The organism is Paenibacillus sp. GM1FR (assembly GCF_002803315.1).
In the GTDB taxonomy this organism is placed as follows: Bacteria; Bacillota; Bacilli; order Paenibacillales; family Paenibacillaceae; genus Paenibacillus; species Paenibacillus amylolyticus.
The window spans coordinates 126551-139509 of sequence record NZ_MKZL01000002.1 but is presented as its reverse complement, the minus strand read 5'-3'; the positions used below and the strand labels follow the sequence as shown (position 1 = coordinate 139509).

General features: G+C 45.7%; 11 protein-coding genes. 3 read left to right on the top strand and 8 right to left on the bottom strand.

All coding sequences use genetic code 11. The annotated features are described in order from the left end of the window. Positions 1 to 83: 83 nt before the first annotated feature. From PAEAM_RS01545 to PAEAM_RS01535, 3 genes are read right to left on the bottom strand one after another with little or no spacing between them, the layout of a single operon-like run. Positions 84 to 1436 carry a sensor histidine kinase gene (locus PAEAM_RS01545; RefSeq protein WP_100526379.1) on the bottom strand — a complete coding sequence of 451 codons (1353 nt, stop codon included), beginning with the start codon at positions 1434 to 1436 and terminating at the stop codon, positions 84 to 86. Next, entirely contained in the window at positions 1433 to 2107 is a 675-nt protein-coding gene (locus PAEAM_RS01540) for a response regulator transcription factor (RefSeq protein ID WP_036605998.1), read from the bottom strand. The genes PAEAM_RS01545 and PAEAM_RS01540 overlap by 4 nt, the downstream gene beginning before the upstream one ends. A gap of 54 nt (positions 2108 to 2161) precedes the next feature. Next, the gene (locus tag PAEAM_RS01535; protein ID WP_243391233.1) at positions 2162 to 4075 is read right to left on the bottom strand and encodes a serine hydrolase domain-containing protein; all 1914 of its coding nucleotides are present in this window, start codon (positions 4073 to 4075) and stop codon (positions 2162 to 2164) included. Positions 4076 to 4303: 228 nt separating this feature from the next. Between PAEAM_RS01535 and PAEAM_RS32590 the strand changes: the two genes are divergently transcribed. Both PAEAM_RS32590 and PAEAM_RS01525 read left to right on the top strand, forming a co-directional pair. Further along, positions 4304 to 4669 (top strand): DUF6713 family protein, encoded by a 366-nt coding sequence (locus PAEAM_RS32590; protein ID WP_100526377.1) that lies wholly within the window; start codon positions 4304 to 4306, stop codon positions 4667 to 4669. Positions 4670 to 4741: 72 nt separating this feature from the next. Further along, complete coding sequence (locus PAEAM_RS01525; RefSeq protein WP_100526376.1) at positions 4742 to 5734, top strand: DUF4003 family protein; 993 nt, start codon at positions 4742 to 4744, stop codon at positions 5732 to 5734. Between the two features lie 113 nt (positions 5735 to 5847). Here the strand turns inward: PAEAM_RS01525 and PAEAM_RS01520 are convergent, their stop codons facing one another. The 3 genes from PAEAM_RS01520 to PAEAM_RS01510 all read right to left on the bottom strand — a co-directional run bounded on the left by PAEAM_RS01520 (position 5848) and on the right by PAEAM_RS01510 (position 9229). Next, a complete protein-coding gene (locus PAEAM_RS01520; RefSeq protein ID WP_100526375.1) occupies positions 5848 to 6837 on the bottom strand; it encodes a phosphotransferase in 990 nt (329 codons plus the stop codon). A gap of 132 nt (positions 6838 to 6969) precedes the next feature. After that, positions 6970 to 8733, bottom strand: a complete 1764-nt coding sequence (locus tag PAEAM_RS01515; RefSeq protein ID WP_100526374.1) for a SulP family inorganic anion transporter — start codon at positions 8731 to 8733, stop codon at positions 6970 to 6972. 166 nt (positions 8734 to 8899) lie between these two features. Next, positions 8900 to 9229 carry an ArsR/SmtB family transcription factor gene (locus tag PAEAM_RS01510; protein WP_091038881.1) on the bottom strand — a complete coding sequence of 110 codons (330 nt, stop codon included), beginning with the start codon at positions 9227 to 9229 and terminating at the stop codon, positions 8900 to 8902. A gap of 193 nt (positions 9230 to 9422) precedes the next feature. On the opposite strand from PAEAM_RS01510, the gene PAEAM_RS01505 reads away from it, so the two are divergent. Next, positions 9423 to 10367, top strand: coding sequence for an alpha/beta hydrolase fold domain-containing protein (locus tag PAEAM_RS01505; RefSeq protein WP_100526373.1), 945 nt, complete (start codon positions 9423 to 9425; stop codon positions 10365 to 10367). 109 nt (positions 10368 to 10476) lie between these two features. On the opposite strand, the gene PAEAM_RS01500 is transcribed toward PAEAM_RS01505, so the two are convergent. Together PAEAM_RS01500 and PAEAM_RS01495 are read right to left on the bottom strand one after the other, a co-directional pair. After that, positions 10477 to 12054 (bottom strand): glycoside hydrolase family 43 protein, encoded by a 1578-nt coding sequence (locus PAEAM_RS01500; protein ID WP_100526372.1) that lies wholly within the window; start codon positions 12052 to 12054, stop codon positions 10477 to 10479. Further along, positions 12051 to 12923: a carbohydrate ABC transporter permease gene (locus tag PAEAM_RS01495; RefSeq protein ID WP_347707850.1), complete on the bottom strand. Its 873-nt coding sequence runs from the start codon at positions 12921 to 12923 to the stop codon at positions 12051 to 12053. Before PAEAM_RS01495 ends, PAEAM_RS01500 begins: the two co-directional genes overlap by 4 nt. Positions 12924 to 12959 lie beyond the last annotated feature (36 nt).

The window sequence follows — 12959 nt, the reverse complement described above, 5'->3', positions numbered from 1 at the left end:
CCACTGGAATAGGGATCTAAAAATCCATACAAAAAAGAGCTACCAGAAAAATATCTTTGGCAGCTCTACATCCATTTTTGTAATCATCCGGAAGGCAAATGAACCATCACCGTTGTCCCCACGCCCACCTGACTTTTCATTTCGACAGTTCCGTGATGAAGCATCACGATTTTTTTGACGATGGCGAGGCCCAGACCGTTACCACTGATGCTACGATCGCGTGACAGGTCTGTTTTATAAAACCGCTCGAAAACATAATCCAGTTGCTCTGGCGCTATTCCAATGCCCGAATCGGTTATCGTGAAAAAGATTCCATCTACCGACTGGCTCGTGCGTATTTCGATACGCCCACCCACGGGAGTAAACTTAATGCTGTTGCCTAGTAAATTCATCCACACTTGGTTAAGCTGGTCCTGATCTGCCCTTATTTTGATACCGTCCGCCAATTCTAAATGAACTGGAATGCCTTTGGCTGACCATTGAGGCTCGCAAGTCACCACCACTTGCCTGATTTGCTCATCAAGATTATAGGTGGTTGTCTCGAACGGATGATGATCAGAATCCAGAGACGCAAGCTCCAGCAGATTATCACTTAGTCTGGATAGTCGTCCACTCTCCGTAATAATGATATCGAGGTAATAGTTACGATCGGCCTCCGCAACCAGGCTGCTGTTTTTCAACGCCATGGCAAAACCGGAAATAGAGGTCAGCGGCGTTTGAATCTCGTGAGATACATTGGAAACAAAATCCTGTCTCATCTGTTCCAGCTGTTTAAGCTCACTCGCCATTTCATTGAAACTCTGCGTCAATGCTCCCATTTCGTCCACGCGCTTTGTTTGGATTTCCACATTAAAATCACCCTTCGCCAGTCGTTTGGTTGCCCGCGTCAACACCTGGATCGGTTTGACCAAATACCTTGCAGCAATAAGGATACACAAACTTCCGATCAACAGTGCAAGCAATAATACCAGCAAAACCATCCGATTAATGATATTTTCATTCTGCGGAGAATACTGCATAAACATGGCTTGTGGTTCCCCTTTGTATGGAAAAGGAAGACCTATGAACGTCTGCTCCACTTCTCCGGGAGAACGATAGACCTGACCCTGCAACACCTTTTGAACCACTTCTGGTGCGATTTCAACGGTCTCTGTATGGTCTAGGTCATAATAGGTTACGTTACCCGAAACGTCATATAGATGAATGGGATAGGTGGACACTTTCACCATACTTTTGATGAAAGCATCCCTGTCCTCAGGTTGCGTTTGCTCATATAGACGGATCAGTTCCTCCCCTACAGAAATCATGTCATTCTGACCGATATGATTTACTTCTTTTTTGAAAAGGAAGATCCCCATGAAGAAAGAGGTCAGCAAGCTGAAAACAATGACGACCAGAAACGTGCAAATAATACGAACATATAAGGTTTTGATCATGTGATGACTAACCGGTAGCCCAGACTACGAGCCGTTTCAATCTGAAAATGGTGTGCATCACCAGCGAATTTTTCCCTTAGTCGCTTGATGTGAACATCAACTGTCCGGTCATCCCCTTCGTAATCACTCCCCCAGATCTTGATGATTAACTGTTCTCGGGTAAAAATCTGCCCAGGCTGGTTTGCCAGCATGAACAGCAATTCAAACTCTTTTAAAGGCAAATTGATTGTTTCCTCTCCACGAATTACTTGAAAGCTGCGTCGATTCAGCATAATGCCCCCTAGTTGAATGGTCTGGGAGGAGACAATCAGGTAACGTTTCAGCAAAGCTTTTACTCGCATTACAAGCTCTAGTGGATCAAAGGGCTTCGTTAAATAATCATCTGTTCCCAACTGAAATCCCTTTACTTTCTGGGCCGATTCCCCTTTTACCGTGACCATTAGCAATGGCATATTCAGATCCATACGCCGGATCTCCCTGCATAATTCCCAACCATCCAATCGCGGCATCATAATATCAAGGATAACCAGATCGATTGGGGATTTCCCCACGATCTCCAGTGCTTCCGCTCCGTCCTTAGCTACCACAATCTCGAATCCTTCATTCCGCAAAAACAAGGTAATCAGCTCACGAATATGCACATCGTCATCCACAACTAGGATTTTGGTCATATCAAATGTATGCCTCCGATATCTATCTTGTTTCTTCCACTTGGGAGGAAGTCTTCAACCAAAATGCCAGCCCAGCAGGTTCCAATGATAGAAAAATAAACTCAAGATCACCGCTGCTACCATTACAAACGTATAGTGCACACGCTTCAATAACGTCCAATATTGGTTTTTCCATGCCAGGACGCCCATGATGAATATTGCAGCAGTCAACCCTACAAGGATAATCGGCATAAACAGATAGAGACGTAAAGATAGTGGAATATGGCTAAGCCGATCAATCAAATCCATGTTCATCACCAGAAGTGTTGCGCCCAAGGTTAATAGTCCCCATATAGACGTAATAGCTGACAACCGGACTGCCCATTTTTGCGCTTTTGGCATCACTCTGATTTCGCGTCTGCGATAAACAAATCCATGCAATACAGTGATGAACAGAACAACCGAAATGCCCAGCAAGAGGAGCCAGAACTTCGATTGGTTCATTAACGGTGCAGGTTCCAGCGGCATTGGGTTTAATATATCCAGAAACAGATACGTGACCTTGCCCTCTGCATCGGTGCGGAACCCCATCTGATGTGACCCTCCGACCTCCTGGAATAAATTCACCCCAATCGGAGTATATACTTGCTGATCTGCACCACTTCCAATAAACAGTCGGTTATCCGAAAACTCAATATTGATTTGAGTCAGAAAACTGAAAAACTTGTCGATCTTCGTGTGATTACGGCGTGTAAATTGATAGGAGCCTGCATATTTTTCCAGAGACTCCCCGAATTCAATAGAAGTTTCATTAGGCTGCTTAGTTGCATGTACAGGATAGTATCGGTCAAAAAAGGCTTGCGCCAACCCTTCTGCTGCCGTTCCGCCTTCCCCTCCACTATAGGAAACAAAGATGCCCACTTTTTTGTCCGGTACAAGATAAAGGGCTGTATTAAACAGCTCATCGGCCCCTCCATGAGAGATCACACGTAGCCCATTCATATTCAACTCGTAAAAGCCCAGATCCATGGCGGGTAAACGTTCATCAAACTGGAATGCCGGAGAATGCATGAGTTTGGCTGTTTCCGGCTTGAGTATTTGTTTATCTTCATATCGCCCGTCTTGAAGATGGGCAATCATAAAATGAGCCATATCGTTCGCCGACACGCTCCCTGATCCCGCAGGACGAAATCCTCCCTCATACGTTGGCCGTTTGGTTACAAACTCGCCGTTAGCTCGCGCGTATCCAAGGGCGGCATAAGGTTCCAGAGACGCTGGAACAGGCTCCTCTACCGTAGCATAATTCATGCCCAGCGGATCAAAGATATTTTTCTGTATATAGTCATTGTAGGCAACACCGCTCACTTCTTCGACGATAAGTCCCGCGAGTGAGGCGCCATAATTGGAATACGACAGCATCTCGCCTGGTGGCTTAACCCGTGCAGGCATATGTTTTGCCATCGTTTCAGCAATAGAGACGGGAAGTTTCCCCGGATCGGTAGTAATCTGATAACCAACACCGCCTTCCTCGAACCCTGCGGTATGGGTCATGAGATGGCGCAACGTAATCGGTTCCTCATAGGTTTTCGGTATTTTCACCGTTTTCAGATAAGTGTTGACGTCTGTATCAAGATCAAGCTTGCCCGCCTCAACCAATTGCATCACGGCGGTCCATGTGAAGAGCTTTGTTGTTGAAGCAATTCGAAATAAGCTGGTTTCGGGATCAACGGGTTTATTTTCTTCGATGTTGGAATGTCCGTACCCTTTGGAGAGCAGGATCTTCCCATCCTTCACAATCGAAATGACTGCGCCTGGAATCTGTAAAGATCGCATTTGCACATCCATCATCCCATCCATGAATGCCGTTAACTGATCAGTATCCTCCAGATTAGCTACGACTCCTTGCTCCAATTTACCCGGATTTAATCCCTGATTGGATACTGCTGCCGATAGTGGCATGGTCCCTAATCCAGTTGCCTCTAATATCATGCCTAACAATAACACCAGTAAAATCATTTTCCCAAAAATCTTTCTTATCAACGATGACATGACTTGTCCCCACCACTCCGCATATTTTTTAAAACCTGTTCCTTACGCTTTCTTTCGAGAGCATATCAAGCACGTATGAACGGAGCGTGAATCTTTTTTTCATATTTTGCCAAATTAAATTACCTTTAGTAAGATAGGAACAGATTGAATAGGAAAAGGAGACTTTACATGCCTGACTTTTTACTGGTTTTATTTTTGTTTAACCTGTCTCTCTTTCTGCTTCACGAAATGGATGCCATCAGGCGGTCCGAGTGGAAATTGTTTATGGTGTTAAAAGATATGGAAGATGATAAAGCCTATAGGTATTTCACTTGGATTCACCTGCCAATGTATACCATCATCCTCTCTCTTCTTTTTAACTCATATCAGACCATTACATTTTGGGTGCTGGATATCTTTTTCATCATACATACCGTAGTACACTTCTTTTTCGAAAAACATCCTCGAAATGAATTTAAAAACGGGTTCTCCAGATCATTGATCTACCCTATGGGAATAATCGCTTTAGTTCATTTAATATTTCTAATCATCTAATCTGTTTACACCGACAGAATGAAGGAAGCTGGAAGGGTATTATAGAATAACAGTGAATATGGAGGTGTGCCTATGCAGCAGCATCATGCAGAACGAGTTGATTTATTTGTTTCCAATACCCAGATCATCAAGGAGTCGTTCAAATGGCAACATGCGATGATGCAACGTCTGGCTGCCCTGCTCTATGCAGCGGAGAATAAAACAGCGGATGGGGAAGCTATTCGTCAAAGCCATGAGTTGATTAAGCAAAACACAAAGCTTTTCTCTGCATTCAGAGGTAATTCGGTCATTAGCATTGCTACCATGCTCTCCCTTACAGCGGATGAAGAGACAAGACTGGCAGACACCTTGCATGTCTATGACTTGATGAAAGAAATCAAATTCCGTAACTCCGATTATCTGGTTATTGCCGCCTATCAGATCGCTACTCAGACATCACCTGACCAGTTTCAACCTACGGTAGAGCGGGCCAAATTATTTTATGACGGCATGAAAGCAGAGCATCGTTTCCTCACTGGACAGGACGACTACATTTTCGCTGCCATGTTAGCCCTTTCCGATCTCAACGTAGATACTGGTGTGGCACGCATGGAACAACTCTACGGGGAATTAAAACCAGAGTTCTCTTCCAGAAATAGTGTGCAGGCGTTAACACATGTCCTTGTTCTTGGAGATGATCCCCCGGATGCAGGTGCTCGTGTGATTGCTTTAAATGAAGCTTTTCGTAAAAGGGATTTTCGAATGGACAAAACTTATACGTTACCATCTCTCGGGATACTTTCTCTACTGCCTTCGGACAGAGACTCATTAGTGGATGAAGTCGCGGAAACAAATGACTGGTTACGGACTCAAAAAGGCTTCGGTGCCTGGTCAATCGACAAACAGGAGTTGCTCCTGTTCTCGTCTGCTCTGGTAGCCATTCAACATGTGGAGAATCTGCGGAACGGTGTGCTTACGACAGCAATCTCAACCAGTATCACAAATATTATCATCGCCCAGCAGGCCGCCATGGCCGCAACTGCCGCAGCATCGGCTGCTGCCGCTTCTTCATCATCATCGAATTAATAAGTGACCCTGTTACCTTCAATATAAGATGAAAAAGACCCTCCCGAGTTTAAGTTGACTCGGAAGGGTCTTAAAGCATTCAAACCTACACCTAAAATAATGTTCATCATTCGCTAGGATATAATCCCCGTATCCCGGAATTCTTCCACGAAACTATCCAGCCAATCCGGACCATAGTCCAGCGCACCCGTATCACTCTCAATAAAAGCAACATCTAGTCCCATCACCCAAAATCGGCGAGCAACAATAAAGAGATCAACCGCCTGCTCATCTTCGGCAGAGAAACTTCTGACTGAACGATATCCTGCCATGAGCGCATCCCATAATGCTGCTTTTCGCTCATCAGACTGTCTTTTTCGAACTTTTACTTGAGCTAAATCATAGGCACGCCAGCCTTTGGCTGCCCACTCGAAGTCATAATGGATGAACTGATGTTCCTGTTGAAATACATTGTTATTCCCATGCATATCGCCATGGCACAGACCAAAGTCCAGGTCTTGCCTGGAAGTGGCAACGATGCGTTCTTTTAATGTTGTGGCAAACGTATGGAGAAATGCTGCTGCTTCATTGTTCTCACCGATATAGTGAATAATTCGCTCAAGAGGTTCGTCAATAAGTAACTTCAGATCCAGCTCATATCGTGGCAGCTCCATGTTCACCTGATCCATAGCCTCATGCAATTCAGCGGCAGATTGGCCAAAGGCGTAACAAGACTCCTCATCCTCCAGGTTGTTCTCCGTACCCTCAATATACCGAAACATCACAGCAACCCGCTTGCCTTCCGCAGCCTCCAACACCGTATATCCCGTATGATCTTTCTTCTCGATGTATTCTCCAATGTCGGTATGTTCCGCAGAACCTAGAACGTTCTTGAGTTGAGACAATAATGAAAGCTCATACTGAACATCTGCCTCCGTGATTTCAGTGCGGTAGATACGGAGAATGTACATGCCACTGGACGTGCGAACCCGGTAAGTATCATTTAATCCTCTAAGCCAAAACAAACATTCTTCCCATGTTCCAATGTCATATTGATTACTCAATGTAGACTCCAGGTACCTGGGGTTAAGCACTGAACGTAAAGCAGTCGGTTGAATGGACATATGGTTGCTCCTTCGGTTTAATATGATTATTTCTCATCTGATGAACGATGTAATCCTTTCACCTATCAACCTATAACATAGTATATTTTTCGTTTATTTTCCAGAATATATATTTTGATAAGCAAATACTCTCTAGACTCTTATAGCTCCATCTCTCATCAGCAGGTTATTACACTCTGGGTCGGTGCCAGCGCTCGACAATGCAGCACATTCACGAAAGGCAAAATGTTTGCACCCCCTGCATTTCTGAACATCCAGATGCAATAATGCATAATTGATGGCTTCACCCGTGTGCTCAAACATATGATCGGGACCAATCCGTTCAATCAAACCTGTTCTCTTCAACATCTCCAACGGTTGCGCCTGAATGCCTGAAAGTAAAATCCTGCCCCCCGATCTCTCCATATGTTTGACAACACGGGCCAGATTGGATTCACCTGTTGTATCCATAAAAGGCACCTTACCCATTCGCAACAGCAGAGTGCCTGGTCGCCGATGAATCGAATCCATGACCGACTTCTCGAACATATCCGCTGCGCCGAAAAACAGTGGCCCTTCAATTGTATACAGGCTTATTTGCGGACAGTCATGTCCTTCCTGAACCATGTGGGCCATGACTTTCTCATGTTTATGATCGGGATCGGGCAGTACTTTGGCAACCTTCAACATCTCACTCATCCGTTTAACAAATAAAAGGACAGCCAGAATCAACCCAACCTCTACAGCCGTTGTTAAACTTGTAAATACGGTCAGCAAAAAGGTAATCAGCAGAACGAGTGAATCACTCGTTTTGGTTTTCATAACATGTATGAAGGATCTTCGTTCACTCATATTCCAAGCAACCAGCATGAGAAAGGGGGCCATACTGGCAAGAGGAATGTGGGATGCATATGGCGCAAAGAGAACAAGTACCAGCAAAACCACTACACCGTGAATCACGCCAGACCATGGCGATACTGCGCCGGATTTGATATTTGTTGCTGTACGTGCAATCGCTCCTGTTGCAGGAATACCCCCGAATAGCGGCGTCACCATATTAGCAATCCCCTGCCCAATCAACTCTCGATTGCTGTTATGCCGACTTCCAGTCATGCCATCGGCAACAACTGCGGATAACAGCGATTCAATTCCACCCAGCATGGCGATGACAAAAGCGGGTTGCAGCAAGTTCACGATACGTCCCCAAGTGATCTCAGGCACATGAAACTGAGGCAAAGAGTTAGGTATGGCGCCAAAGGACGAACCAATTGTAGCCACCTGCCCTTCAAAAAAGAACGCCGCGACTACCGTCGAAAGAACCAGCCCCACCAGTGATGCAGGCACCTTTGGTGCAAACTTGGGCACAAGCAGAAGAACAGCCAGACAGATTCCAGCTGTAAGCACACTGTATATATTAATCGTCGAGATATGCATCCCGATTTCTTTCATATTGGACCAGAAATCCTCGTGTTTCTCGATGCCTCGAAGTCCCAGAAAGTTCGTAATTTGTCCGCTAAAAATAATGACGGCGATCCCTGCCGTAAAACCGATAGTCACCGGCTTTGGAATAAACTTAATTAATGCCCCGAGCTTGAATACGCCCATTAGTACAAGCATCAAACCGGCCATCATTCCGGCGATCAGCAGATTCTCATATCCATACTGCATCACAATGGCAAATAGGATCGGAATGAATGCCCCCGTTGGCCCGCCAATCTGGAACTTGGACCCACCCAGCAAGGAAATGAGAATCCCTGCGATTACTGTGGTATATAATCCATACTCCGGTTTGACCCCGGAAGCGATGGCAAAGGCCATACCGAGTGGAATCGCAATGATACCTACAATCAGTCCTGATAACAGATCCTTGCGAAAAGCGGCAGCATTGTACCCTGCATATCTCCCCATCCATTTCATGTACCAAAACCTTCTTTTCTTCATATATTTGAATATTTGAATATATTTAAAAGACTACTCCCCTGCATACGTCTTGTCAATCGGATTACGCACAATCCCAGCAGGAACCTAACACAAAAAAACAAGAACCTCCGGAGCTTACACCCAGTTGCTCTTGTTTATTGTGTCAGGACTCTTTACGAATATCTTCCAGCATGGAAATGGCATCAACCAGATGATTGTCAAAAATCTGTTTGGTGACTGCCAGCAGGTCCTTAATCAGCGGATCACGCAGCGAATAGGTGACGGTTGTCCCTTCTTTAATTCCCTGGACAACGTTTTTGCTGCGCAATACAGCCAGTTGCTGTGAAACGGCAGAGCCTTCCGATCCCAGAATGCTTTGCAGTTCATTCACGTTCTTGGCTCCTTCACTCAGCAGTTCCAGAATCTGAATCCGCATCGGGTGTGCCAATGCTTTGAAAAAATCCGCTTTAAACTGTTGTATGCTCTGATTCATACGCTATGCCCCTTCAATCGAACTTTTGAAGATGCAAATATCATAACATAGAACGGGTACCATGCTTTACTCTAACCATAACGGTTTGATGGAAAAATTAAGATTGACCTTGAAGTACACTTCAACCTTTATACTTTACTTATAGTCTCCACAGACCGTATATCTGAACTCCATCAGGAAGGGTGATTCCTCAATGAACATGTATATCCATAATCACAAACGCTCGTTGACGAGCTTTCTATTCGAGAAATATATCGGAACGTTAGATACCAAGAAAATTTTTTCAACACGCGAGCTTACCCGCAAACACCTGGATCATATGGGCTTGGAAAACATTAAACCTTATATCTTGGGTAAAACAAAACTGTCATCTTCCATCAAAGAGCGCTCCCATGAAGACATGCAGGTGTTCACCTTAAACGATCAGCATTCCCGTGAACAGAGAGTCATTCTCTACATTCATGGCGGGGCGCATACACACCAGCCGCTGTCTTTACACTGGAAATTCATGGACCATATGGCTCAGGCCCTGAATGCCAAAGTTGTTGCTCCCATCTATCCAAAGGTTCCTCATTTTAACTATCAGCACACATATCCGAAACTGCTCAATCTATACCGGGATCTGCTTGCCTCCGTGGACGACCCGGCACAACTCACCATTATGGGGGATTCCGCAGGTGGGAACATATCCCTAGCCTTGGCCCATTATCTGAAGATGCATGATCTCCCGCAGCCCAAAGATATCATCTTGTTATCACCTTGTGTGGATATGGTGTTGGACAATCCGGTCATATTTGATTACGAGACCCGAGACCCTATGCTCGCTGTGGAAGGGTATGATGTCATCCGGCGGATCTGGGCAGCTGACAAACCGTTGGACGATCCGTTAATCAGTCCAATCTACGGAGATTTCGCCGGTCTGGGCAAAATCAGCATCTTTATCGGAACCCACGAGGGTTTGTTTCCTGATAATATGAAGCTCGACAAACTGCTGACGGATCAAAGAATCGATCATCAAACGTACGTTTACCCCAAAATGAACCATGTCTTTGTCCTCTATCCGATTCCGGAGGCCAGGGATGCTCAGCGTAAAATGGTTAACATCATAAAAAGCTCAGCACATGAAGCTGGACAATAAACTGTAACGCCTCCCCATAGCCGTTTGGCAAAAAGAACGAAAAAAAGCTCAATCCCTGGACTACCGCCACCGGATTGAGCTTACTTTCTGTTATTCTATCATCTAAATATTATTTATATGAACCATATTCAAACCAGTCAAAGTCCGCTACCTGATCGGAAGAAATACCGTTGCTGCTGCTAAACATTCCGATACAACAGCCAACAAAACCGCCGGCTACTTCGGTGCTCAGGCTGCTTGTATCCACCTGTTCCGCCACCAGATGATACTGACTTCCATCTGTGCTGTAATAGAAGTTTAGTTGCTGACCTGTTGCGGCCAGTTTGATATACACCCGCGATACATCACCCTCCAGCGCGATTTGCGCAATGTGGCTATCCTGACCATCTATAACGGTCACCACACGCAGCACCTGCTGTTTATCCGCCAGAGCACGCTCAATCCGTACGTGATACAGATCGTTCTGAATGACGACAAGACCAGCCGTTTCGTTGGCATTCCCGGGCACAAATTCCATCGCTGTAGCTGCGACATAATCCATATGCCTTTGACGCAGACAAACAAAGCTGGAATTTTCTTTTTCCTTCAATGTTTGCGGTTTCAGCTTCAGTCGCAAGTATCCTTTTCGTTCGGTTAATGAATAGAGATCTTCCTGAGGATTGCGCAGGAACATCCATTGCAAGCCCAGTTTATCACTGTCAAAATGGTCAAAACGCAGTTGCGGCTCTACCGGAACAGGCTTCAAATCCAACGTGCCCTGCTCCTCCAGGATTCCGCGGCCCTCATTGACAACAGGCCATCCGTCCTCCCAAACGACAGAAGCAAGGAACGTCTCCCGCCCCAGGTTGCTATAGCTCCCTCCATATGGACGCGAAGCAAGCATGACCATGAACCATTGACCGTTCGCAGCCTGCACCAAGTCGGCATGTCCTACATTAACAACAGGGTATCGTTTACCCAAATGGCGATGTGTAATGATTGGATTATTCGGATTCCCGACGTATCCTTCGGTCAAATTTTTACTACGAGCAATGGTCACCGCATGGTTTGGCCCTGTGCCTCCCTCTGCAATCAATAAATAGTAATATTCATCGATCTTATACAGATGCGGGCCTTCCGGCCAGATGACATCCACCATCGCCCCGCGCCACAGAACGTAACTGTCTCCCACCAGCTTCATACTGCCCAGATCCAACTCCCGCAGCCACACTTCCCAGTTCCCATTGTAACGAACTCCCTCGGAGCAAGGACGTGTACCAAGGTAATACGCTTTGCCATCATCGAAGAAAATCGTAGGGTCTATGCCTTCTGCGCCTTCAATAAAATAAGGATCAGACCATGGCCCAGCCGGGTCGGTAGCGGTTACAACAAAATTGCCGCCATGTGATACATTGGTTGTAATCATATAGAAGGTGCCTTCATGATACCGGAGCGTTGGTGCGAATATCCCCTGTGAATGGCCTGCTCCCTGAAGATTTAACTGTGAAGGGCGGTCCAGCACATTGCCAATCTGTTTCCAATTCACTAGATCACGGCTCTGAAAGATCGGAACGCCAGGAAAATAGGCAAATGTTGATGTCACCAGATAAAAATCTTCACCCACCCGGCATACGGATGGATCTGGATAAAACCCGGGCATAATCGGATTGTTATACGTGCATTTTTCGCCTTGATTTGCATTCTTCATTCTTTTACCCCTCCAATGGTTAGTCCAGTCACAAAGTATTTTTGCAAGAACGGATACAGTAAAACAATCGGCATTGCCGTCACAACCGTGATTGCTGCCCGAATGGATACAGGCGTCACCATGTTGGTTACATTTTTGAATGAATCCACGTTGACGGTTCCCCCCTGTGAGGTCGCAGAGGATAACAATTTCATCAGCTCATACTGCAAGGTGGTCAAATTCCGATTTCCTGCCGTGTACAACATGGAGTCAAACCAGGAGTTCCACTGACCTACAGCAATAAACAGTGCAACCGTAGCCAGAACCGGCTTGGATAGGGGAAGCACGATACGCATGAAAATCCGAAAATCTCCGGCTCCATCCATCTTCGCGGATTCAATCAATCCCTCCGACAGTCCCTGAATGTAGGTACGAATGACGATCATGTTGAACACCCCGATCAACCCGGGAATAATGTATACCCAGAAGCTGTTCAGCAGCCCCACTTGTTTGATCAGCATGTATCCCGGAATTAAACCACCGCTGAAATACATCGTCATGACAAACAGCGTTGTGACCAATTTGTTGAACATATACTCCTTGCGGCTCAGCACATAGGCCAGCATGGCTGTACAGAACAGCTGTACAACCGTTCCCACCACAGTTCTGGCGACCGAAACAAATGCGGCTTGTGTCAGATTCGGGTTTTGGAATACGGAGACGTAATTTTGCAGCGTCCATTCCCTCGGCCAGAGATAGATCCCCCCGCGGATCGTATCCAGCCCGTTATTGAAAGATACGGCAATGGTGTTTAAAAAAGGATATAACGTAACAACCATGACAAGCAACATAAATATGCCATTGGTGATGGAAAAAATAGAGTCACTCAAGCTTCGTTTTCTGCTAAATCGCTTCACAGTTCTGCC